General features: G+C 40.3%; 23 protein-coding genes. 11 read left to right on the top strand and 12 right to left on the bottom strand.

Features of this window, described 5'->3' with window-relative positions:
- Positions 1-19: 19 nt before the first annotated feature.
- Positions 20-1,402: a Na+/H+ antiporter NhaC family protein gene (locus BIZ38_RS12430; RefSeq protein ID WP_138599797.1), complete on the bottom strand. Its 1,383-nt coding sequence runs from the start codon at positions 1,400-1,402 to the stop codon at positions 20-22.
- Between the two features lie 284 nt (positions 1,403-1,686).
- Between BIZ38_RS12430 and BIZ38_RS12425 the strand changes: the two genes are divergently transcribed.
- Together BIZ38_RS12425 and BIZ38_RS12420 are read left to right on the top strand one after the other, a co-directional pair.
- Positions 1,687-2,091, top strand: a complete 405-nt coding sequence (locus tag BIZ38_RS12425; RefSeq protein WP_187490388.1) for an NUDIX hydrolase — start codon at positions 1,687-1,689, stop codon at positions 2,089-2,091.
- Between the two features lie 3 nt (positions 2,092-2,094).
- Positions 2,095-2,586: a GNAT family N-acetyltransferase gene (locus tag BIZ38_RS12420; RefSeq protein ID WP_187490387.1), complete on the top strand. Its 492-nt coding sequence runs from the start codon at positions 2,095-2,097 to the stop codon at positions 2,584-2,586.
- On the opposite strand, the gene BIZ38_RS12415 is transcribed toward BIZ38_RS12420, so the two are convergent.
- Genes BIZ38_RS12415 through BIZ38_RS12405 form a run of 3 tightly spaced genes read right to left on the bottom strand, consistent with a single transcriptional unit; the run spans position 2,569 to position 6,070 of the window.
- On the bottom strand, positions 2,569-3,180 hold the full coding sequence (locus BIZ38_RS12415; RefSeq protein WP_187490386.1) for a membrane integrity-associated transporter subunit PqiC: 612 nt from the start codon (positions 3,178-3,180) through the stop codon (positions 2,569-2,571). The genes BIZ38_RS12420 and BIZ38_RS12415 overlap by 18 nt on opposite strands.
- Complete coding sequence (pqiB, locus tag BIZ38_RS12410) at positions 3,180-4,835, bottom strand: intermembrane transport protein PqiB (RefSeq protein ID WP_187490385.1); 1,656 nt, start codon at positions 4,833-4,835, stop codon at positions 3,180-3,182. Before pqiB ends, BIZ38_RS12415 begins: the two co-directional genes overlap by 1 nt.
- Complete coding sequence (locus tag BIZ38_RS12405) at positions 4,832-6,070, bottom strand: PqiA/YebS family transporter subunit (RefSeq protein ID WP_187490384.1); 1,239 nt, start codon at positions 6,068-6,070, stop codon at positions 4,832-4,834. The genes pqiB and BIZ38_RS12405 overlap by 4 nt, the downstream gene beginning before the upstream one ends.
- A gap of 140 nt (positions 6,071-6,210) precedes the next feature.
- Between BIZ38_RS12405 and BIZ38_RS12400 the strand changes: the two genes are divergently transcribed.
- Positions 6,211-6,987, top strand: coding sequence for a substrate-binding periplasmic protein (locus tag BIZ38_RS12400; protein ID WP_249364082.1), 777 nt, complete (start codon positions 6,211-6,213; stop codon positions 6,985-6,987).
- On the opposite strand, the gene BIZ38_RS12395 is transcribed toward BIZ38_RS12400, so the two are convergent.
- Complete coding sequence (locus tag BIZ38_RS12395; RefSeq protein ID WP_187490383.1) at positions 6,976-7,776, bottom strand: thioesterase family protein; 801 nt, start codon at positions 7,774-7,776, stop codon at positions 6,976-6,978. The genes BIZ38_RS12400 and BIZ38_RS12395 overlap by 12 nt on opposite strands.
- 239 nt (positions 7,777-8,015) lie before the next feature.
- On the opposite strand from BIZ38_RS12395, the gene dnaK reads away from it, so the two are divergent.
- Together dnaK and dnaJ are read left to right on the top strand one after the other, a co-directional pair.
- On the top strand, positions 8,016-9,938 hold the full coding sequence (gene dnaK / locus BIZ38_RS12390) for a molecular chaperone DnaK (RefSeq protein WP_138599790.1): 1,923 nt from the start codon (positions 8,016-8,018) through the stop codon (positions 9,936-9,938).
- Between the two features lie 183 nt (positions 9,939-10,121).
- Complete coding sequence (dnaJ, locus tag BIZ38_RS12385) at positions 10,122-11,261, top strand: molecular chaperone DnaJ (protein ID WP_138599789.1); 1,140 nt, start codon at positions 10,122-10,124, stop codon at positions 11,259-11,261.
- A 62-nt stretch (positions 11,262-11,323) separates the two neighbouring features.
- On the opposite strand, the gene BIZ38_RS12380 is transcribed toward dnaJ, so the two are convergent.
- Positions 11,324-12,454: an HlyD family secretion protein gene (locus BIZ38_RS12380; RefSeq protein WP_187490382.1), complete on the bottom strand. Its 1,131-nt coding sequence runs from the start codon at positions 12,452-12,454 to the stop codon at positions 11,324-11,326.
- 3 nt (positions 12,455-12,457) lie between these two features.
- The gene (locus BIZ38_RS12375; RefSeq protein WP_054552213.1) at positions 12,458-12,802 is read right to left on the bottom strand and encodes a DUF3302 domain-containing protein; all 345 of its coding nucleotides are present in this window, start codon (positions 12,800-12,802) and stop codon (positions 12,458-12,460) included.
- A gap of 457 nt (positions 12,803-13,259) precedes the next feature.
- Here BIZ38_RS12375 and ybaK point away from each other — a divergent pair, with 457 nt between their 5' ends.
- Positions 13,260-13,721, top strand: coding sequence for a Cys-tRNA(Pro) deacylase (ybaK, locus tag BIZ38_RS12370; protein ID WP_187490381.1), 462 nt, complete (start codon positions 13,260-13,262; stop codon positions 13,719-13,721).
- Here the strand turns inward: ybaK and BIZ38_RS12365 are convergent.
- The 3 genes from BIZ38_RS12365 to BIZ38_RS12355 all read right to left on the bottom strand — a co-directional run bounded on the left by BIZ38_RS12365 (position 13,718) and on the right by BIZ38_RS12355 (position 15,873).
- The gene (locus BIZ38_RS12365; protein WP_187490380.1) at positions 13,718-14,974 is read right to left on the bottom strand and encodes a Y-family DNA polymerase; all 1,257 of its coding nucleotides are present in this window, start codon (positions 14,972-14,974) and stop codon (positions 13,718-13,720) included. The genes ybaK and BIZ38_RS12365 overlap by 4 nt on opposite strands.
- Complete coding sequence (locus BIZ38_RS12360) at positions 14,962-15,375, bottom strand: LexA family protein (protein ID WP_054552219.1); 414 nt, start codon at positions 15,373-15,375, stop codon at positions 14,962-14,964. The genes BIZ38_RS12365 and BIZ38_RS12360 overlap by 13 nt, the downstream gene beginning before the upstream one ends.
- Positions 15,376-15,438: 63 nt before the next feature.
- Positions 15,439-15,873 carry a MarR family winged helix-turn-helix transcriptional regulator gene (locus BIZ38_RS12355; protein ID WP_054552220.1) on the bottom strand — a complete coding sequence of 145 codons (435 nt, stop codon included), beginning with the start codon at positions 15,871-15,873 and terminating at the stop codon, positions 15,439-15,441.
- 111 nt (positions 15,874-15,984) lie between these two features.
- Between BIZ38_RS12355 and BIZ38_RS12350 the strand changes: the two genes are divergently transcribed.
- The 5 genes from BIZ38_RS12350 to BIZ38_RS12330 all read left to right on the top strand — a co-directional run bounded on the left by BIZ38_RS12350 (position 15,985) and on the right by BIZ38_RS12330 (position 21,560).
- Positions 15,985-16,758, top strand: coding sequence for a siderophore-interacting protein (locus tag BIZ38_RS12350; protein WP_187490379.1), 774 nt, complete (start codon positions 15,985-15,987; stop codon positions 16,756-16,758).
- Positions 16,759-16,825: 67 nt separating this feature from the next.
- Positions 16,826-17,821: an LLM class flavin-dependent oxidoreductase gene (locus tag BIZ38_RS12345; RefSeq protein WP_054552222.1), complete on the top strand. Its 996-nt coding sequence runs from the start codon at positions 16,826-16,828 to the stop codon at positions 17,819-17,821.
- A gap of 175 nt (positions 17,822-17,996) precedes the next feature.
- Complete coding sequence (locus BIZ38_RS12340; protein WP_138617266.1) at positions 17,997-18,953, top strand: patatin family protein; 957 nt, start codon at positions 17,997-17,999, stop codon at positions 18,951-18,953.
- Positions 18,954-19,073: 120 nt separating this feature from the next.
- Positions 19,074-20,483, top strand: coding sequence for an alanine/glycine:cation symporter family protein (locus tag BIZ38_RS12335; protein ID WP_138617264.1), 1,410 nt, complete (start codon positions 19,074-19,076; stop codon positions 20,481-20,483).
- 27 nt (positions 20,484-20,510) lie between these two features.
- Complete coding sequence (locus tag BIZ38_RS12330) at positions 20,511-21,560, top strand: patatin-like phospholipase family protein (RefSeq protein ID WP_138617262.1); 1,050 nt, start codon at positions 20,511-20,513, stop codon at positions 21,558-21,560.
- A 17-nt stretch (positions 21,561-21,577) separates the two neighbouring features.
- Here BIZ38_RS12330 and BIZ38_RS21960 read toward each other — a convergent pair whose 3' ends face one another.
- On the bottom strand, positions 21,578-23,137 hold the full coding sequence (locus BIZ38_RS21960; protein ID WP_187490378.1) for a methyl-accepting chemotaxis protein: 1,560 nt from the start codon (positions 23,135-23,137) through the stop codon (positions 21,578-21,580).
- Positions 23,138-23,361: 224 nt separating this feature from the next.
- Entirely contained in the window at positions 23,362-23,670 is a 309-nt protein-coding gene (locus tag BIZ38_RS21955) for an excalibur calcium-binding domain-containing protein (protein WP_054552227.1), read from the bottom strand.
- Between the last annotated feature and the right edge of the window lie 444 nt (positions 23,671-24,114).

Raw genomic sequence — 24,114 nt, 5'->3', positions numbered from 1 at the left:
ATTGCTTGGGCTTTTTGATTTATGCGATAAGCAAAAATCCTATAAATGCAGCCGTTGCAGCAAGTAAGGTATAAGGCAGTTGCGTGATAGCATGGCTGACTAAATCACACCCTGAGCCTTGTGCAGCAAGTACGGTGGAATCTGAATAGAAGCACGCTTGACTACCAAATGACGACGCCGATAACAAAGCACCAATCACTAAAGGAATATTGGCATCAATTGCGTAAGCCAGTGGCATTACAATAGGAATAGTTACTGCGAAAATCCCCCAGCTTGAACCCGTTGCAAAAGCAAGGACTGCCATTGCTAAAAACACCACGGCTGGTAAGTACTGTGCTGTCATATAAGGGCTCAAGGTATTTATGACATATTGCGGTAGCATTAATTGGTCACACACATCTTTAAATATAAATGCTGCAACCACAGTTCCTATAGCGGGTATCATGCTTTTAAAACCATCGAGCATACGCTCAACGAGTTCTGACAATGTCATCAACTTTTGTAACATATAAAAAGGCAAAACAACGGTAAAGGTTGCCAGCAGCCCTTTATAGACGTCAATGTCAAAGTAAACAGTAAACGTAACAAGTAAAACTATAGGTACTAAAAAGTTATAGAGTTTGCCGTTTGAAGCGGCTGTTTCAAAGTTTTCTTCTGCTGCTTTTACTGCGTATTCATCCGCTGTTTGAACATCTGTGTACTGGCTATTTGATATTTCGATTTGATTATTCATGGCACGTAGTTGTGCTTTTTTCATCGGACCAAAAGCAGGAATGACATTTAAGCTAACTAGTAATACCACAATGACTGCAAACCAAGCATATAACATGTAAGGTATTGCTTGGATATATACAGCAATACCTTGACCTTCTGGTGCAACATTATTATCAACTAACAAGCCACCAAAAAAAACGGCCCATGTAGAGAGTGGTACAAGCACACAAATAGGCGCAGCCGTTGAGTCAACAACATAAGCGAGCATTTCGCGGCTAATTTTAAACTTATCGGTGATACGCTTCATAGTTTCACCGACGGTTAATGCATTTAGGTAATCATCGATAAAAATAATTACACCTAGCACAAAGGTCATTACTAACGATGAACGCTGGCCTTTGGCAAATTTTAACGCTAATTCGGCGAATGCACTTGCACCCCCGGTTCTCACTAATAAAGCGATTAATGCACCAAATCCACCACAGACTAGAATTAGCCAGGCAATGGTTTCGTCTTGCATTACTTTTAATGAAATATCAGCAAAATTGGCTAACACAGCGGTCGGACCTAGCATGGCTAAACCAAATAAAGCACCAATCAGTAAAGATAAAATAGGGCGGCGTAAAAATACGGCCAAAACCACCACCAATACTGGCGGCAGTAAACTTAACGCAGAAGGTTCTTGCATTATAATTTTCACACAGTTAAGCAATCGAGATTGCTTAGAGAAATCAAAAGTCTATTGACTCAATTAACTGCTTTACGCGAACACACTTTTATGGACCCTTTAGGGAAAGTGCCTGCGTTGGCTGGCGCCAGACAGTATAGAGGGTATACTGCTTTTGTTTTGCCCAAAACATCGCAAGAAAAATAATCCTGAATATTAATTTAGTCAATAACAATTTTAATTGCGATGATAATTATTTTACACTCATCTATAACGTCACTTTTTATTAATTGAGCAAAGGGATTATGGCATTTTCAGATACTTACAGACTCAGTAGCCATGCGGTTATCACCAACAACCAAGGTCAGGTGTTATTACTAAAAGCTGATTACGGTCAAAAAAGTTGGGGGCTACCTGGCGGCGCTTTAGATAAAGGTGAAACCATTCATCAAGCGTTACTTCGCGAATGCCAAGAAGAACTTAATTGTGATGTAGATATCGCTTATTTAAGTGGCGTTTATTATCACACCGCGTTTAACTCTCATGCGTTTATTTTCCGTGCTCATATGGCTGAGGACGCTGAGATAATGTTGAGCGATGAGCACACAGAGTATGACTATTTCGATATTGATGAGTTATCTAAAGTACAAAAAGAGCGGGTTCTTGATTGCCTTAATTTTACCAATGATGTCGTGAGTAAGGTGTTTTAATAAATGTTAGATATATATTTGCGCGCTGGGCAGCCAGATGATTCGAGCTTTATCGTTGAGCTTTTAAACCAAGCAACATTTTTAGAGCACATAGGTAATAAAAACATTAATACGCCCGCACAAGCTGAGCATTATATTCAACAAACGTTTATAAATAGCCACCAGCAATTTGGCTTTGGCAGTTATATTGTTTGTTTAGCTGATGATACACCGGTTGGAATGGTGGGGCTCTTTCAGCGCGATGCGTTAGCTATCCCCGATTTAGGATTTGCCTTGTTAGCTAACTATGAAGGTAAGGGTATTATTACATCTGCTGCTAGGTTATTGATGGTAAAAAAACACGTATTAGAGCTTGGTGTACTTGCAGCAATAACCTCACCAACAAATATTGGCTCACAAAAGGTGTTACAGAAACTTGGCTTTGAGTTCATAGGCGATGTCATCATTAACGATGACAATCAGCCTCTAAAACTCTTTTTAAAGAGTAAGCTTTGATACTTCGTTTGCAACTTGTTTGTTTACCTTTAACCATGTTGACTCAAGTGTCGCGACAAGCCCTTCGTAATCACTTGCTTGTAATGGTGTAAGCTCATTGAAGTAATTAACCGCTTTTAACTTTCGGCCCGATTTAGGGCTTGTATAGTACAAACGCCAAAGCCCTGCAATGTTGGCATTGCCTTGCTCATCGCCATTAAAGTGATGTAGCTCATATTCTAATTCATAATAGCTTTGTTGATCTAAATCGGTGATCACCGGTAAACCTTTTATTACCATCCAATTATCTAGTTCGGTGTATAACTGTTGATGGGCACTCGCTGTTAACATTAAATCGGGTGATTCACTCCATAAATGGTAGTTAGCAGCATTGACTCGGTTGTTTTCGAGTACCATAGCAATGCCACGATTATTAAGCGCACCACGTAATTGTACTGTGTTGATCCTTAGCTGAGCTTGCGTATTTTCAGCTAACCGCTGCATATTCACGATTGGCTGTGAGAATTGATAATACTCAATAGTTGAGAATGACGTCTGACTGCAGGCCGAAAGTAACAGCACTGCTGCGATTGAAACACAGCGTTTATAGTTCATTATTGTTTCCTCGGCGTTGGATCTGCGGGTAGTTCTTTATCAAATATCAACATATTAGGTTGCTGGTTTAAGCCACGTGTAAGTGGTTGTAGCTCTTCACTTAAACGTTTAAATTCGGACAAGGTGGTTTGTAACTGCTGATGGAAAGCCGAACCCTGTTCGTAACTTGCCATGGTTTTTTCAAATTGTTTCATGGTTTTATCGAACTGTTGCATGCTTTTAGTCATTTCAGCAAAGTTGCGATTTATATCACCGGGTAAATCTTGGGTATCTTGTTTATTGATCAATTCTCGCATGTCATGAGCAAGTTCTTGGTACTCAGAAAACGTAGTTTGCATTTGTGCCAAGCTGTCTTCTATCTTAAGGTTGTTCACTTTATTTAACACATCGGATACTTGGTCAGCTATGACCGTAATACCACTCGATACACTTGGGAATACGGTATAATCGGCTATAGTCTTTAATTCGGCAGGTTCCGCGTTATCATAAATGTCTAAGTCAACGTATACGGCGCCGGTAAGTAAGTTTCCTGGCTTTAAAGAGGCTCTAAGGCCATTTTTAATCCAGTTATCTAAGCTTGAATGCCAAAACTCGCGTGCAGCTGTACTGTCGTGGTAAAGACGACCATATTCAATTTTAATAAGGGCAGGTACTGCGGTATTGTCAGTTCTAAAGTGTGCAGGCTTGCCGTCGATCATGACACTTGCTGGTGCTTCAACCACACTACCAATACGCATACCACGGTATTCAACAGGTGCCCCAGCTCTTAACCCACGAATTGATTGCTCAAAATCGATTAAGTAATAATCAAAGTCATAAAAGCGCTCTTCTAACGCGGCTTTATAACTATTACTTAATGAAAAACTGTGTCCATTAGTTGCGACTTCACCAGGAGATTGCTGCTCAGGTATACCTACAGAAATTCCACCTTTGAGTAACTTACTTAATGAACCTGTATTTACATTAATTCCATCAGCTGATAGGTCTATTTCGATACCTGAGTTCACCCAAAATATAGAATTTAAGGTAATTAAATTTTGATAAGGCTCATTAATGAAAATGCCATATTTCATGGCCTGATTTTTCCAGTCAAAGGTTGCAGTTTCTATTTGGCCAATTTTGTAATCTTTGAAATAAATACCCGTACTTACATCAAGTACTTCAGCGTTATAGCTAAGCAGTGTGAAACGACCACCTTTAACATCATTGCCAATTAATGCGGGTTCATCCTGAAGTTCAAACTTATCCGCTAGCTTCTTGCTTTCACCCGGTGCAAATTCTAAGTATACGCCTGAGAGCAGAGTGCTCATTCCAGTAATACCTGTATCATCAATTCGTGGTTTAACGACCCAAATTTTTGCATCGTCAGTTAATAGGTCATCATAGTGTTTATCGATTTGAGCTCTTGCAATTACACTATTTTGCTGATCTGACAGACGTACATGATTAATTTGGCCGATTTTTACACTACGTACTTTTATTTCAGTTTTGCCAGCAACGATACCTTCCGCATGAGGCATTTTTATAAAGATAGTGGTGCCTTTATTTGCCTGATACTGGTATAACATCCATGCGCCTATTAGTAGGGCTATTAACGGAATTATCCAAATAGCCGAAATATTTGGCGCTGATTTTATTTTAGCGTTTTCGCTCATGCCAGAGTCTCTTGTTTTACTTTCTTTAAATTAGCAGGGCTGTCCCACAGTAAGCGTGGATCAAATGCATGGGCTGCCAACATTTGGCAAATTACCATAGTGGTAAAAAATATTGTGCCGATGCCTGGTGTCACAGACATTAAATTTCCTAGTTGTACTAAGGCTACTAGAATCGCGACAACAAATACATCAATCATTGACCATTTACCTATAAATTCAGTTAATAGGTAGATACGTGTATAGCCTTTTGTTTGTCTATTTGCAGGCTTCATCACCATATAGCATAAAAAACTTAAGATTAGCGCTTTGGCAAGGGGAACAACTACACTGGCCAAAAATATGATCATGGCTATTGGATAAGAACCACTATTCCACAAAATCATCACACCACCAATAATCGTAGAAGGCATTTCATCACCTAGGCTGGTGGTATACATAATTGGGTAGATGTTGGCTGGGATGTAGCAAGCGACAGATGTGATCAACCAAGCAAACGCTTTTTGTACACTATAAGGATTGCGGGTAAAGGTTTTTGTGTCACATCGCGAGCAAATTTCAGTATTACATAATTGGCCACAAACATGACAAGCACGCAGTCCTTGATCGATAGCTCGTGTGTTTGCAATTGTTTGATCTATATATGCGGGCTCTCTTAATTGCTTCCAAAGATAGTGTTTATTTAACTTCGCCATGGTTGCTACATATAGAACCACAAATGCCACATAGGACCAAAAGCTTACACCAAATTCAATGTCTGCCATTGACATTATTTTGACCATGCTGACCATCACCCCGATTAAGAAAATCTCGGACATGATCCAAGGCTCTAAAGCAAAGGTGGTTTTTAACAATCTTTTGCCCCACAAATAAGGTAGTACTTTTAATACACCTAAATGTAGCGGAATAATCAATAGTAATAACAACATAGGTAAGCCTATGATGCTTATGTCAATAAATAGACCCAAAAAATCGTTATCGTAATTGAATAAAATACGCGCAGCATCAGGAAGCGTAATGGTTTGTGTAATACCGCTACTCGTGAAAGATAAAAAAGGATAAAACATACTGCTTAAAAGCATGACTATTGCGCTTAAGCTCAATGCGACCACTGTACTGTCTTGGCAGGCTTGTGATGTTGATAACTTAGTATTGCAATGTGGGCAAAGCGCTACTTGTTTTGCATTTAAATGTGGGATCTCAACGACCAGATCACAACTAGGGCAGGCTGTTTGCAAACTTAGGGTCTCATAAACAAGAACTTAGTTAAGTTTGCACCAAATACTGCATAAATACAAATGCAGCATTGTTTAATATAAGCTAATATTTGTACAAAGCGATTACGCTTTTTAATACATTTAATTCATTATGGTGATTAGTGAAGCAATTATTTACCCTTTTAATGTTGTTTATTAGTGTTAAAGGTGAGTGTTTATCTGAGCCAAATATACAACAACCTATTGTTGTTGCTGCAAGCGCCTCTTTACCTCCTTATGTTATCGAAGATACCAATAGCGGTATTCAACTTGAAATTTTAAAAGCAGCTTTTAAGTCACAAGGCATCTCTAATATTCATATTCATTACATGTCTAATAAACGTGCAGAGCAACAGCTTATGCAGGGAGAGGTTGATATTGCATTAAACTTTCCTCCAGTTCTCACTCCACATGTTTATAAAAGTGATGAACTACTGCGCTATCAAAATGTCGCGGTCAGCCTTGCTAACAGAGATTTAAAAATTAGCACTATCTATGATTTAGCAGGTAAAAGTGTACTTGCCTTTCAGAACGCAACTAATTTTATTGAAGCACCTTTTAAATCGGTTACCAATATTTTACGCTCTTACGAAGAAGTGGTTAACCAAAAAGCGCAAGTTGATCACCTTATGAAGGGCTGGGTTGATGTTATTATTTTAGAGCGCCGGGTGTTTTTATATTATTTAGAAAAATATAAACAAAGCGCTGAGGTAAAACCTTTTATTGTGCATGCAATCTTTAAAGAAGCACCAAGACCTGCGTTTTTTTACAGTAAAACGTTAAAAAACACGTTTAATTTGGGTCTTGGTGAGATCATAGAATCAGGCGAATACCAAGCAATTATTCGCCTTGATGGTACTGAGTACGCGCAGCTTTCAGAGCCAGAGTTACGCGAATAACGCAACAGTTTGGCGGCTCAATGCAATTAGCTTACCGTCTTCACTCCAAATACAGCCATCTTCAAGACCATAGCCATCTTTACTATGATGGGTAACAGCCTCGTAGCCAATCCAAGCATCATGGGCAATTGCAGGTTCTTCTACAAATTCTATGTACCATGACATACTACTTGCTGGTGCAGGTTGCTTGTACATTTGTAATAGAGTCGGTGGCCATGCATCTGTTAAAGCAATGATATGCGCTTCACTCATTTGCTCTGGTACATGTTTGAATTTCATCCAACCACCTAAATGTGAGGTGTCTGCTCCAGAGAAAGGCATATTGCCGTCTTGCAAACACAGTGCAACGTGCTGGAAAAATGCCGGCATCACGCCTTCTTTATAAGGTAGGGTAAAACGTTCATCAACGGGTTTTAGCTGCATGGTTTTAGTGACATCTACTTGTACACTTGATTGACGCTCAGCCCCAAAACAGGCTTGTGTAATAACACAAACATCGCCATTTTGAATCACTTTTGCCAGTACCTGCGCACTGTTTTTTCCTTCACGTAAGACTTCAACGTCGATTGAAAAATCATTGTCAGCGATTAACGGGCCAACAAAGTTAGTACTTAAAGATAATAAACGGCGAGAGTTATCGATATGCTGCCGTATAGCTTGATATAATAAAGCTGCAGATAAACCACCAAATGCAGTGCGGCCTTGGCACCAGTTTTCTGGAAACTGCATTACTTTTGTTTTGTCTTTACCAAGTTCAGCTGCCATGGCGAGTAATTGATCAAAATGCATAATTTTCCTTAACGTTTATTGTTATGGTTTAGGTTATAGCACAGCCAAAGTCATCAGACCAGTTTGTTTATTCCGCAATAGGCGTACAAATACAGTGCTTTTTGAGGAAAAAACATGCATTTCAAAAAAAATTTCAAAAAAAAGTAAAATTTTTCATTTTTATAGTTGAATTCAGTTTCCTGCATCCCTATTTACTAGTCATCGAACGTATTAACGAATTTTGAAGTTGGAGAAGATTCATGGGTAGAATTATTGGAATCGATTTAGGTACTACTAACTCTTGTGTAGCAGTACTAGACGGTGATAAAGCACGCGTTATCGAAAACGCGGAAGGCGATCGCACAACACCATCGATCATTGCATACACGCAAGACGGTGAAACATTAGTTGGTCAACCTGCAAAACGCCAAGCAGTAACTAACCCAACTAACACATTATTTGCAATCAAGCGTTTAATTGGTCGTCGTTTTGAAGACGAAGAAGTACAACGTGATATCGGTATCATGCCTTTTAAAATTGTAAAAGCTGATAACGGTGATGCATGGGTTGAAGCGCGTGGCGAGAAACGTGCTGCACCACAAATTTCAGCAGAAGTGCTGAAAAAAATGAAGAAAACAGCAGAAGACTTCCTAGGTGAAGCGGTTACTGAAGCAGTAATTACAGTACCTGCATACTTCAATGACTCACAACGTCAAGCGACTAAAGATGCTGGTCGTATTGCTGGTCTTGAAGTTAAACGTATTATCAATGAGCCAACTGCCGCTGCACTTGCATACGGCATGGACAAAAATAAAGGTGAAAACGTTGTTGCAGTATACGACTTAGGTGGTGGTACTTTCGATATCTCTATCATCGAAATCGACGAAGTTGAAGGCGAGCACACGTTTGAAGTGTTAGCAACTAACGGTGACACTCACTTAGGTGGTGAAGATTTCGATAACCGTGTTATCAACTACTTAGTTGAAGAGTTTAAGAAAGATCAAGGTATCGACCTTAAAAACGACCCGCTTGCAATGCAACGAGTTAAAGAAGCTGCTGAAAAAGCGAAAATTGAACTTTCTTCTGCACAACAAACAGAAGTTAACTTACCGTACGTGACTGCTGACGCAACAGGTCCTAAGCACATGAACGTGAAAGTTACTCGTGCAAAACTTGAGTCACTTGTTGAAGACTTAGTAACTAAGTCAATTGAGCCACTTAAGCGTGCACTAGCTGATGCTGATTTATCAGTAAGCGACGTAAATGACATCATCCTTGTTGGTGGTCAAACACGTATGCCTCTAGTTCAAAAAACAGTTGCAGAGTTCTTTGGTAAAGAGCCACGTAAAGATGTTAACCCTGATGAAGCAGTTGCAGTAGGTGCAGCGATTCAAGGTGGTGTATTAGCTGGTGACGTTAAAGACGTACTTCTACTTGATGTATCTCCGTTATCACTAGGTATCGAGACTATGGGTCAAGTAATGACTGCGCTAATCGAGAAAAACACGACGATTCCTACTAAGAAATCACAAGTTTTCTCAACAGCTGAAGACAACCAATCAGCGGTAACGATTCACGTACTACAAGGTGAGCGTAAGCGTGCAAGCGATAACAAATCACTAGGTCAATTTAACCTAGAAGGTATTCGCCCAGCACAACGTGGTACGCCACAAATCGAAGTAACATTTGACGTAGATGCGGACGGTATCTTACATGTATCTGCTAAAGATAAAGATACAGGTAAAGAGCAGAAGATCACAATCCAAGCTTCTTCAGGTCTAAGCGACGATGAAGTTGAAAAAATGGTTCGTGATGCTGAAGCGCACGCTGAAGAAGATAAGAAATTCGAAGAGCTAGTAGCAACTCGTAACCAAGCTGATGCAATGGTTCACGGTACACGTAAGCAAATCGAAGAAGCGGGTGATGCATTACCTGCAGAAGATAAAGAAGCAATCGAAGCTGCGCTTACTGAGTTAGAAGCGGCGATTAAAGGTGATAACAAAGAAGAGATTGAAGCGAAAACTCAAGCTCTTGCTGAGAAGTCACAAAAGCTAATGGAAATTGCACAAGCTAAAGCACAGCAACAACAAGGTGGTGCGGATGCAGGTGCACAACAATCTTCTGCAAAACAAGACGACGATGTTGTTGATGCAGAGTTCGAAGAAGTGAAAGACGACAAGTAATTGCTTGTTTCGCTTCTGCCTAACGCATTAATGGCTGCTTTGTTTAGCCAATTAAGTTAGGATGAAATGATTGAGGCGCGCCAGCGATTTCGCTTGACGCGCCTTTTGCATGTATATAAACGGTAAAGTCGTTCGACTTACCTTACGCAGTGTAACTGCAGTAAAAAGAGTAGTGTGATAGATATGTCAAAAAGCGATTATTATGAAGTTCTCGGCGTGAGCAAAGATGCCAGCGAACGAGACATAAAAAAAGCGTATAAGCGCTTAGCGATGAAATATCATCCAGACCGTACCGCAGGCGATAAAGAACTTGAGTCTAAATTCAAGGAAGTAAAAGAAGCCTACGAAGTACTCACTGATGACCAAAAACGTCAGATGTATGATCAATATGGTCACGCAGCCTTTGAACAAGGTGGTGGCGGTCATGGCGGTGGCTTCGGCGGCGGTCATGGTGATTTTGGTGATATTTTCGGTGATGTGTTTGGAGATATCTTTGGTGGTGGCGGTGGTCGTCGTCAATCGCGTCAACAACGTGGTTCGGACTTACGTTACAACATGGATTTAAGCCTTGAAGAGGCCGTTCGTGGTAAAGATGTCGAAATTAAAGTACCAACTTGGGTTAGCTGTAAGCCATGTGATGGTAGCGGTGCAAAAGCGGGTTCTAAACCAAAAACATGTACTACCTGTCATGGTGCTGGTCAAGTACAAATGCGCCAAGGTTTCTTCGCGGTTCAGCAAACTTGTCCTACGTGTCAGGGCACAGGTCAAATTATTTCTGATCCATGTGACAGCTGTCATGGTCAAGGTCGCGTAGAAAAAACTAAGACCTTATCAGTGAAGATCCCAGCGGGTGTTGATACAGGTGACCGTATTCGTCTATCAGGCGAAGGTGAAGCGGGCATGCATGGTGCACCAGCAGGTGATTTATACGTTCAGGTTTCTGTTCGTGAACACCCGATTTTCCAACGTGATGGTAATAATCTGTATTGTGAAGTTCCAATTAGCTTTACGACAGCAGCACTGGGTGGCGAAATTGAAGTGCCGACACTGGATGGTCGTGCAAAACTGAAGATCCCATCAGAAAGCCAAACGGGCAAGATGTTCCGTATGCGTGGTAAAGGTGTTAAGTCTGTACGTAGTGGCGCTCAAGGTGACTTGATCTGTAAAGTGGTTATTGAAACGCCAGTGAATCTAAATGACCGTCAACGTGAATTGCTTGAAGAGCTTGAGCAAAGCATGGGTAAAGATGGCTCTAAAAACCGTCCAAAAGAAAAAGGTTTCTTTGATGGTGTGAAGAAATTCTTCGATGACCTAACTAAGTAACTTCTAGTTAAGTAACTTGAGTTCGAGAATAAAAAGGCGCTGATAAGCGCCTTTTTTATGCCTTAATGATCTAAGAATAGGTAGTTTTGCCAACTTTTCATTCTGATCAATACTTTACGCATCACTGATACGTGTTCGAAGTGTTCTGAATAAACTGCAACTTCTGTGCTTGTTCCTTGTGGCAGGTGATATTCACTCATGTCATCGGTGATCTTTAAGGTGACAATTGCGCGCCCTTGACGAGCAAAAAACTCAGTGCCCATCAGTGTGCCTTGTGCTTGTACTTGCCCTTCACCAATCGCAGGTAATACATCGATTACTTCGCCTGCAAAGGTTTTGCCAGGAATAGCTTTAAAGATAAAGTCTGCTTTGTAGCCTGGTTCGAGTCTTAATAGTGAATTTTGTCTAAATGCAGCGACGTAAACGGTATCTTCTTTGTGCACAAAGGTCATTACTGGGCGTAATGGCATTGGTACTGCAATCATCCCAGGGCGTAATGTTAGTTGTGTTACATAGCCATCGGTAGGTGCATAAACGCTTGTGCTGTCTAAGTTAAATTGAGCTTGCTCTAAATTAGCGCGAGCTGCGGCAATTTTAGTTTGCTCACCGTTTATTTCAGACTCAAATGCAAGTTTTTGACGTAACTCTTCGGCCTGTGCTGCTTCGTAACTTGCCTTTGCTGCTAAATAGACACCTAATTTATTATCAACTTGGCCTTTTGAGTAAGCACCGCTTTTTGCGCCTTTTTCATAACGTTCGTATTCTTTCTTGCTACGATCATATTCAGCTTTAGCCATTAGGGCACTGGCTTGTGCTGATTTATAGCTCGCTTCTAAACCGAGCACTGACTGTTTTGCATCCTGCAAAGCGGCAATCGCTTGATTTAGTTTGGCTCGATATAAGGTATCGTCTATGCGAAACAATAAGTCACCTTTTTTAACCGGCTGATTTGGCTTTACTGCAACCTCTTCAACGGTACCACGTACATTTGGCACAATGGGTGTTGTGACATAGGCACTGCTGGCCATATTTGAATGTGGATGATTGTAGTTCATTAATAGGATTAAAGCGCCTATCAGTACCACACCACCGAGTACCGCGGTGGGTACTGTCCATTTATTAAGTGGGATTTTAAACACTTTAAAGATACCAATGCACAATGCGGTATAAGTGAGTATTAATAACAAATCCATAGTCTATTTCTCTTTATTATTCGATTGAGCATTTATTTGTGCTTGTAGTGCTGCAACCGTGGCTGTCAGGCTAGCTACTTTTTCTGCTAAGTCTTCTTGTTCCTTTTGAATTTGGTTAAACCCCCAGCCGCGGTCATCACGCCATAATGTCGCCCAAACCCATAAAAATGGCCACAGCACATGTAGGGTAAACAGGCTAACCCAGCCTGCATAATGGATGGCATCTTGGTGAGGGTGATTACGTTTTTTGGCAATTTCGTAGGGAATATCGTGAATGGCAATAACACCATAAAATATTACTACCGTTACAAACACTAGCATGACCAGTGCAAAGTAGTCTAAAAACATCTATCTTCCTTTGTTAAATTAATACCTAATTTATAATACGTTAAATTGACCCTATTCCTAATCGGCATTTTCAGATTTAATCTAATACAACATAATAGGCAGAATCATCAAGACATCTGCACAATGTTACATCATCAGAGAATACCGTTTTTTGAATCTTCCCTTTATTTAGACCAAGTGTTTGACATTTATTTTGGCAATCAATAGAGGAGTTCCACGCTAAGTATTCGTTGCAGATAAAATTAATCGTATACAACAGGGTGAGTATGATAAGTAACTGCTTAACCAGATATAGGCTATTAGCTCTAGACATGTTCTTTACCTTGCGTAGTGTCTATCACTTAAGTGTAGTTCATTTTACTTAAATTAGTACGATTGTAGGTTTTGATTAATTGCTTTTAGACTACCGTTCACGTTATGTTTTTTATCGTTCAGCATTCAGTATTTGGAAGAAGTAATGACACCGGCTATTAATTTATTACAAAAGAAAGGTATTAATTTTGATGTGCTCAGCTATCAACATGATCCTTCAAAGCAACAGTTTGGCCTTGAAGCGGTTGAGAAGCTAAAACTCCCTGCTGAGCAAGTATTTAAAACTTTAGTACTTGAAGATACTGAGCATCAGCTTTTGGTTGCTATTGTGCCAGTGAGCCAGCAAGTTAACTTGAAAATGCTAGCAAAGGCGGCAAAGGTTAAAAAAGTGCAGATGGCTCCACAACAAAAAGTCGAAAACACGACAGGTTATATTTTAGGGGGGGTGAGTCCGCTAGGTCAGAAAAAGCGCCTTAATACCTATGTGCATCAATCTGCTGATAACTTTGACGTGATGTATGTTTCAGCTGGTAAGCGAGGTCTTGAGATTGCATTGGCCCCTAAGGATTTATGTAGTTTATTAAATGCTAAGCAGGCAGACTTTTAACAATGTATTTTCGGTAGGTTATGCCAGCGGGTTGTGTAATGAGGCGATAAGTACGCGCGTTTCATATGCCAACGGCTCGTAGGAGTTTCGCTGGCTATGGCAAGGGTACCCACGCCATAACGGGTGTTAATGCTATCAAGACACTGCATCAGTTTAGGGTTATCGATAGGTGCTTGAAATAAATCAGGTTGCTGAAATATGTGGCTCGATAACTCTAGGGCACCTACACCACATTTATAAAATCGTATCCCGGGTTTATAGAGATGATCAAATACCTCGCTGATAGCATTGGCAAACACGCAACTATCGGCGGTGGCGACACTAAACTCATAAATATAGGACTTTTTATAATAGCCATCTTGATGAGGAGAGCTGGCCACAAACATTAATAAGCGTTGAGTGTGTGAACCTTGCGCACGTAGTTTTCTTGCTACAATGACACAATGATTGATCAGTGCCGTTTTCAGCGCGGTGGCGTCAGTGATACGCTCTCCAAAACTGCGGGTCGAAAAAATTTCTTTTTTGTCTTGGCGTACTTCATCCCAGGCTAAGCAGCTTTTTCCGCGTAACTCGTTCACTGTGCGCTCTAATACAATACTAAACAGGCGTTTCATTTTTCGTGGATCTTGCTCGGCTAAATCAAAAGCCGTATTGATATTCATTGCTTTGAGTTTTTTAGCTAAGCGTCGACCAACGCCCCAAATATCTTGTACGTCCATGGCTTTTAAAATGGTTATCCGTGAAGCTTCTGAGTCAATCACTGCAACGCCATCAAAGCCGGGGAGTTTTTTAGCTGCATGATTGGCGGCTTTGGCAAGGGTGGCTGTTGGGCCAAATCCAACCCCAACAGGTAGCTTTGTTTCGCGCCATACGGTACGGCGAATATCATGGCCATAACGATGCCAGTCGTGAATAAGCTTATTGAAACCAGTAAAGTTTAAAAATGATTCATCAATAGAATATATGTGCTGATTATCGCAAAAGCGGCCAATCACGTTCATCATTCGCTCGCTTAAATCCGCATACAGCTCATAGTTAGATGAGCGGATCACCACTTGGTTATCTTCGAGTATTTTCTTTACTTGAAAATAAGGCTGAAATTTTGGAATAGCCAGCTTTCGTGCAATAGGGCACACGGCACAAATACAGCCATCGTTGTTGGTGAGCACCACAACAGGTTTACTACGAATAGCCGGATCAAATACTTTTTCGGCGCTGGCATAAAAGGCCACAGCATCGACTAAGGCGTACATGCTAATAGCTCTTTACTACTGCGATGTAAGCGAATTGAGCGAGTAACCACGCCTTCTAACTGAAATTCATCCGATTGGCGTAGTTGCACCGCGGGGTATTTAGGCGAGGCTGATAATAACTGAGCATTGTGTTTATCTAATAGCTTACAAACAAATAAACCATTTAGATTCGCGACAATGACATCGCCATTTTTAACATCTTCGGCGCGGTCAACCAGTAATAAGTCACCATCAAAAATCCCCACACCTTGCATTGATTCGCCAGAGGCAATACCAATAAATGTTGCATCAGGGTGTTTAATTAATAGCTGATCTAATGATAGACCTAGTTCTTTGTATTGTGCTGCCGGTGATTCAAAACCACATACGCCAGCTTCGATATAAATAGGAATAACACGCATAACAAAACCACTATACTGTACATTCATACAGTATAGTGGTTTGTGGTTATCTTGCCAATAAGATCACGGCGTGTTGTGATTGATATTTTCGATCATAGTTGTGGCAATAGCAATGAAATCACGTACTTGCTGATCAGTTAAACCGTGGCAAAGTTTGGCATCAACCTCTTGCTCTGCAACTTCTAAGCGCGAGAACAGGGCGTTACCTTGATCAGTAAAGGATAAAATTAAACAGCGTTTGTCATTTTCGTCGGCACATTTAGAAACCAGTTCAAGCTTTATAAGCTCTTTTACTAAGCGTGCTATTTGTGCTTTATCACGCCCTGTTTTGGTAACAATATCATTGGCGGTACAGTGCTGTGTTTCGGCAATGATATGTAAACAGCGTACATGCAGCGCATTAAGGCCAAGCTCGTTGGCGTTAATGGCTTCGCGTACAGTGACACGGTAACTTTGTGCCAGTGTAAATAAAGCAGAAGAAAGCGAGGTTTGTGGCATGGTTCACCTAAGTTCAGTTGGTGGATTTAGTTGACAAAGTCAATCAAAAGCGTATAGTTGACTATATCAACTATCGGGGCGTTGTGCAATTTAACCAGCTAGGAGAGAAAGATGGCTAGAAAAGTTCGTCGTGCAAACGTATTAAGTACTACACGTATTTCCCCGCATCTACAAAGAATTGTTGTTGGCTCAGACGAGTTTGCTGACTTCCCGCAAGATGCAAAAGGTGCGTACGTAAAGGTATTACTCCCGCATGCCGGTGAATCTAAGGTTGAACTTGATTTACACGCTGAGCATCCTGCATTAATGCGCTCTTACACTATTCGTGATATCAACCCTGCTAACGGTGCAATTACCCTCGATTTTGTGGTTAACCAACATCAAGGCGTGGCAACCAACTGGGCACAAAATGCGTGTGTAGGCGACGAGGTAGGTATAGCAGGCCCTGGCCCTAAAAAACTCACTGATTTTACACAAACACATTATTTAATGCTGGCAGATTTAACTTCAGTAAATGCAATCAATGGCTACTTACAAGCCCTGCCACAAGATGCCACTGTTGATGTCATTATTCATGTTGCTGATAAAGCCGACATCATTGAGCTTGAGCAAATTAAGGCACACAGCCAACATAGTGTTGAATGGTTAGTTACAGATGAGCCAGAAACAGATCTTCTCGACCAAGTAACACGCTTATGTGCTGGCTATAACACGCAACCTATGGTGTTTATGGCACTAGAAGCAAACTTGGTAAAAGCAATTCGCCGTTTAGTAACAAGCAGTTTTGAAATTGATCGTGAACACATTGTTGCATCAGCCTATTGGAAGCGTGGTATTGACGCCGATGGCCTAAAGGTGGAAAAACAGCAACAAAGCCGTGCCTAATTAGCATTTGAAAAATAGCCATTCGCTCTCATTAACTAATTATAAAGAGTTAAATTTTGGAGAGCGAATGTCAGACCTTAGCAATACACCTTTTTCATTGCTTGAATTGAGCCCAATGAAAGAGCACGAAACCGTTTCGCAAACACTAGCTAACAGTGTTACCTATGCACAAACAGCCGACAAACTGGGTTTTAATCGGTTTTGGATGGCAGAGCATCATAATATGCGCGGTATCGTGTGCGCCGCAACTTCAGTACTGATAGGTCATATCGCAGGTAAAACTCAGAATATCCGCGTAGGTGCAGGTGGGGTGATGTTACCTAACCATCCACCGCTGGTGGTTGCTGAGCAATTTGGCACCCTAGAGAGTTTATACCCCGGTCGCATTGATTTAGGTTTAGGCCGAGCACCAGGCAGTGACCCAATTACCAGCCGAGCTTTGCGCCGTGACGAACAACGCGCTGAGCGCTTCAATGATGAAGTAACGGAGCTGCAAGCTTTACTTGGTCCATATAAAGGTGACTCTCCAGTACGCGCAATCCCAGGTGAAGATACAAATGTACCAATCTGGTTACTGGGCTCAAGCCTTTATAGTGCGGGGCTTGCGGCAAAAAAAGGTTTGCCATATGCATTTGCGGGTCATTTTGCCCCACGCTTTGTTGAAGATGCCATTGCATTGTATCGCAGAGAATTTCAGCCATCCGAGGTATTAGATAAGCCATACGTCATGCTTGGTTTACCCGTTGTTGCCGCTGACACCGACGAACAAGCACAGTTTTTAGCAACCACAGCGAAACAACGTATCTTAGCACTTATGCGCGGCAAGCCACTTTGGCTTAAAGAGCCTGTATCAACAATGGAAGGCTTGTGGACAGCGCAAGAAAAAATGCAAGTAGAAAACTTTTTAGGACTTTCTGTTGTGGGCGGTCAAGCGAGCGTTAAGCATAAGCTGAGTATGATTAAACAAACGCTACAGGTTGATGAGTTTATTTTTACAAATGACCTGTATGAATTGAGTGACAGACAACATGCGCTGGAAATATTAGCAAGCATCATGCACTAATACGGTTTGGCAAATAGTGAATGCGTGTAATGAGTTTTTTATGCGCATTGCTTAAGCCCTGACACTCATTTATTAAACGGTTTTATAGATTAAATCAATTTATATAATCCGTTTTAAGGATTGAAATTAACTTAATACAATACATTTATTAACCATAACCCTAGGAAGGTGCACCGTGAAATCTCAAACAATTGCCGCAGTAGAACCACAAACAAAAACAGCATTAATCGCTGAGGGTGGTGGGCAACGAGGGATTTTTACCGCAGGTGTGCTCGATGCGTGGTTAGAAAATAATTACGATCCATTCGATTTATTCATTGGCACGTCGGCAGGCTCACAAAACTTAACAAGTTATTTAGCGCGTCAAAAAGGCTATGCAAAACGTCTGATCAGAGGCCTTTCGCGGCATAAACGTTTTTTTCAACTTGGCCGCGGGCTGTTTGGTAAAAGCATTGTCGATCTTGATTGGTATTTTGATAAAACCAAAGAAGTAAATCGCGCTTTAGATTTTAAAACAGCAACACAAAGCCTAGGTAATCGCGAACTGTTGATCACAACCACTAACGCGGCTGACCGTAAACCCTATTACTTGAGCCCAAATGGTGAAGATACGCAATGGTTGGCTCTGTTAAAAGCATCAAGTGCATTACCCTTTTTATATAAAGATGGCGTTAACTTAACTCCTTGGTTAACAACCAAGGCCGCAAACGATGCCATTATTCAAAGCTCTAATACTGATTTAGTCCATGATATGTATTTAGATGGTGGCCTAGCTGCACCTTTACCCGTGAAAGAAGCCTATAATCGTGGTGCCCGCGATATTGTGGTTATTCGTACTGTTGATGAAAACTTCCAAGTACAATCTGAATGGGTAAATAAATTGAAGTCACTGGTTTGCGTATCGGGTTATTGCCCTAAAACAATTGATTACTTGGTTCAACACGAACAAGCTTATCAAGATGAACTCGATTTCATTGCAAACCCGCCAAGTGATGCCCGTATCACACAAATTTTTGCAGGTGATAAATTACGCAGTAAACTGCTGGGTAGTACAGATTCAGATCTTCGCTATGATCACAAATTAGGCTTAGCGGCAGGTCGTGCCTTTTTAGAGCAACAACTGCTAAATTAGTTGGGAGCAGGCTCAGGTAATTAATCCCATTGCCTACTTGAGATATTTGTAAATAGAGTTAAAGTGGTTAGCTATTCACTTTTTGTGATTTTTTATCTACAAGAACAATAAAGGCTTGCCATGTTTAACAGTGCTGTATCGACAATCAATGGTCTTCTTTGGGGAGAAGGCCAAATTCTTATCTATATTCTTCTGTTTGCTGGTATCTGGTTTTCGGTAAGGCTAAAAGCGATTCAATTGGTTAAGTTTCGCCATATGTTTAGCCTGTTAAAGTCGAGTAGCAGCACCGATAAAAACTCAATTAGTTCGTTTCAAGCTTTATGTACTGGTCTTTCAGCTCGCGTGGGCACAGGTAACCTTGCGGGGGTTGCCGTTGCTATTTCGTTAGGGGGCAGTGGCGCAATATTTTGGATGTGGGTGATTGCCATTTTGGGCATGGCCACTGGTTTTGCCGAAAGCGTACTTGGGCAAGTCTATAAAGTTAGGGATGCCAATGGCGAGTTTAGAGGCGGTCCTGCTTATTATATTCAGCAAGGGTTAGGCAGTCGAGCGCTTGCAGTGTGTTTTGCTTTTTGCTTATTCCTTGGTTATGGCTTTACGTTTAGTGCCATGCAAACGAATACCATTACCGATGCCCTCAATTACGCATTTGAAATTCCAACACTGTATTCAGGTATTGTGATCACGATACTGGCAGGCTCTATTATTTTAGGTGGCTTTAAAGCTATTGCCCGCTTTGCTGAACGCATTGTGCCAGTTATGGGAATTTTATTTGTACTCGCCGCCATTATTATTACTTTATTGAATATCGGTAAAGTGCCTGCGATGATTGAAGATATTTTACTTTCTGCCTTTGGCTTACAAGAAGCAGGCGCAGGGGCTATGGGCGCCGCAATTAAAAACGGTATTCAGCGAGGGCTTTATTCAAATGAAGCCGGAGCGGGGAGTGTGCCACATGCATCTGGCTGTGCATCGCCAGTACCAAACCACCCAGTCACTCAAGGTTACATTCAAATGCTTGGGGTGTTTTTTGACACTATTGTGCTGTGTAGTTGTACGGCGGTGATTATTTTATTGGCTGATATTGATATTAGCGGCGAAATGGAAGGAATACGCTTAACTCAATCTGCGATGACAGCGCATATGGCCGCTGGTGGCATTTACTTTGTAGCGGCTGCAATTTGCTTATTTGCGTTTACTTCTGTGGTTGCAAACTATGCCTACGCAGAAAGTAACCTACATTTATTTAAACTAGATAATAAACTCGGCCGAGGTATTTATACCTGTTTATATTTATCCATGATGATTTGGGGCGCATCTGCCACCATTAAACAAGTGTGGGATCTTGCAGACATTGCTTTAGGTTTAATGACAGTGGTGAACGTTATCGCTATCATACGCTTAACGCCAACCATCTTATCTGTGACAAAAGACTACCATAGTCAACGTGAAGTAGGGCTAGAGCCAAGTTTTGATTCTGAAAAAGTACAGGTTCAAGGTCAAACAGAGCAAGGGATTTGGCGCAAATAAGCTAAAACAATAACGAGAAAAGTAACCATGATAGATATTTATGCAGGGCCTAGTGCTGCAAAAGTAATTCAAGAGCAAGGCCTGTCTGCCGATTTGTTTAATACCTTTTTAGGAGCAAGCGGCGGGCCCAAGTGGTTTACATTATTTGGTTTGGATAAATATCTATTTGGTGAATTTTTTAAAGACCGTACCACACCTTTAAACTTATTAGGGTCAAGTGCTGGCGCATTTAGATCTGCTTGTTTTGCACAAAATGACCCTGTTGCTGCAATATCTCGATTAGCAAAGTCTTACTCTGAAACACGCTATTCATCGAATAAAGCAAAACCAGAAGAAATAACAACAAAAGCACGAGAGTTATTAACCACTGTATTTGCTGAAAATGGTATTCACGAAATCATTAACAACCCGATTTTTAAAGCCCACTTTATAGTTGCAAAATCGAATGGCTTTACAGCATCAGAAAACAAAGTGATGCAGTTAATGGGGTTATCTAAAAGCTACTTAGTCAATCGAATGAGTAGACGTTTGTTAAGTAAGCAATATGAACGTTATGTATTTCAGCCTGCGGATAGTCAGTTATCTTTTTCCGATAATAATACTTTCAATACCCATACTATAGAGTTAAACGAACATAATTTAGCGGATGCTTTGCTTGCTTCAGGCTCTATTCCATTAGTGATGCAGGGTATTAAAAATATAACAGGAACACCGCCTGGTATGTATCGTGATGGCGGTATTATCGATTATCACTTTGACTTAAGTATTCATAATGACGGGCTCATATTATATCCGCATTTTAATAATAGCCCAAAGGCAGGTTGGTTTGATAAGAGCCTAAAGCGTGGAATTACCCCGAGTAACTATGATAACGTAGTGATGATCACTCCATCAGCTGACTTTGTTGCTTCATTACCTTATGGCAAAATCCCTGATCGTAAAGACTTTACTGAACTTGATGCTGATACACGAATTATATATTGGCAGCAGGTATTCAAAGAAACAGAACGGCTAGCAGAAGCATTCGATGCGGTGTGTACTAATAAGCACACACCGAAAATAAACCTTATCAAATAATCGTGGTTTTGCTTTAACTACTTAAACTGGCTAATCAAGGATGTTTGTTCTGTCACTTTACTGAGTAATGCTTCACAAAGTTGCTGCGAAGTTTGGCCAAGCTCTTTACAGTCATGAGCAAAATCTTGAGCTGCTGTTATATTTCTTGCGATCGATTGACTTGCCGTTAGCTGTTCTTTTATCGCTTGGGCTACAACACTATTAAGCTCACTTAGCTTGATTGATTGCGCTTTAATATGGTCTAAACTATCGCCACTTTGATGGGCAAGCTTAACACTATCGGCCGACAAATCTAGTCCGTCATTCATGGCAATTTGTGCTTGTTTCGAAGCGTGGGTGAGTTGATTTAATACATTGCTAATTTCTTCTGTTGATTGCTGAGTTCTAGACGCTAGAGCTCGTACTTCTCCTGCAACAACCGCAAACCCTCTGCCATGCTCACCTGCGCGGGCTGCTTCAATTGCCGCATTTAAAGCAAGTAAATTAGTTTGATCTGCGATGGCATTAATCTCAGAAAGAATTGCCACAATATCTTGATTTCCTTGGATTAAGTTTTCTACATAATTGCTTGCGGCATTGAGTTTTTCGTCAAGTTCACTAATTGAATTTATAGTTTGTCTAACAGCAAGTGAACCGTCTTCTGTTGCTTGATTCGTTAACTCAGCAGTTTGGCTTGATTTCATCGTGCTAGACGAAAGTTCATCAATAGAAGCGGTCATTTGTTCTGTTGCTACAACAATTTGCGAAACTTCGTCAGTTTGTTTATTTAAAAGCTCCGTAACATTATGGCCAGACTCGGCACAATGTTGGGCATTGTAATTAACACCCACACTAACATCATTCACACGGCCAACAACGGCTTTTAGTTTTGCTTTTTGCATCTCAAGTGCAAGATATGCAAAGCCAGATTGATCATTGGTACCAGAATACAGGTAAGCCATTAAGGGGTTATCGTATACTTGTTTTGCTTTACTAATAAGTGCTAAATATTTTTGGCGCCAAAAATACATAAGCCCATTAGCTGATGCTAAAAATAGTACAAGTACACAATTAAAAATATTAAATCCAGCACTGAATAGGGCAGCCAGCGAGCCTAAAAAGCTAATTAGCAACAGGGCACTTATGTAAAGAGTGGCATCATACTTTACTGCTGTAGCATGAGACTTTTGGTTGTTGTTTATTTTTGCATATTCAGCAGTTGCTCTTTGTACAACTTCATCACTCTGTTTGGTTCTGACTGATTGGAATTCAATGATATTACCAGTTTTATCTTTAATAGGTGTTACAAAGGCATTCACCCAGTAGTAATCACCATTTTTACATCGATTTTTAACAGGTCCCATCCAAGATTGACCATTTTTAAGATGGTGCCATAAATCAGCAAAAGCAAGCTTTGGCATATCAGAATGACGAACGAGATTGTGAGGTTTATGCACCATTTCGTCGAGGGAATATCCGGCTATTTTACAAAATTCATCATTGGCATAAGTAATATTGCTATTTAAATCTGTAGTTGATAATAGGATAGATGATTCAGGAAATTTAACTTCATTGCTATTTATTAGTTGGCTATTCACAGTGCTGGTCACTTTTTTAGAATAATTATAATAGTAAAGTATTGTTTATTGTCGATGTTATTATTGTGAAATAAACAAGGAAAGTCTTATTTAAATAAGTTTTGTTCTATATCAAGTTACACCTAAGTAATTGATATGGAATTAAGAAAATTCATATTTTTCGTAAATGCGGAGGAAAACTTTAATTCTAAATAGAATTTAGAATTAAAGTTAAACTATAGAAATTAAAACCTAGGATCACCTTCACATAACTCACCATCATAATCACTATCTAAATCAGTATTTGGACAATGCCTATTGAAAAAATAGGCTTCTTCAATGGATGTCATTTGCTTACAGTATTGTCTGCCATCACATTCGAAATAACTTTCATTAGTAGAGAAGCGTTTTTGTTGTCTCTTATTAAAGCGTGCTTTTAAAGGTGCTATAACACGGCTATTGACTACCTCAGTAATAGATGTACCACCATTATTTGTAACGTAATATTCCCATCCCAAATACAAAAAAATTGTCAGCAAAATAAACTTTCTCATAGGACCTGCTAATAATTATAGTTATAAAATATGAAGAAAATGCATAAAATGTTAAAAGAGCAACTCTTCTAGTATTAAAGTATGGATATGCTACTAAGATGAAAATGAAAAGTTAAGTTTAATTAATGGTTTATCCATGAAATCTGAATTTTCCTAGGAGGTGTAAGAAGAGATAACTTAAAAAACCCCGAACTACTTCTGATGTGGAACATCAAATGAAAAGATATAAAGTTATCAAAATTAGGTCGTTTATTTTGAATGGGCATTGTGCAAGCAAAGCCAGAGCAGATATACGAGATAGGTTTTAAATGCTAAAAATATAAAAAGCTTTAACATCTAAACTGTTAGAGTAATACATTAAAAATAATTACGCATAACAAACTAATCTCTTGAGAACTATAAAAAACAACTAGCTATTTGTTCAAAGAACTTATTAATTGAAAG

It is taken from the genome of Pseudoalteromonas sp. BZK2, assembly GCF_014349195.1.
In the GTDB taxonomy this organism is placed as follows: Bacteria; Pseudomonadota; Gammaproteobacteria; order Enterobacterales; family Alteromonadaceae; genus Pseudoalteromonas; species Pseudoalteromonas simplex.
This window is presented reverse-complemented; position numbering and strand designations above follow the sequence as displayed.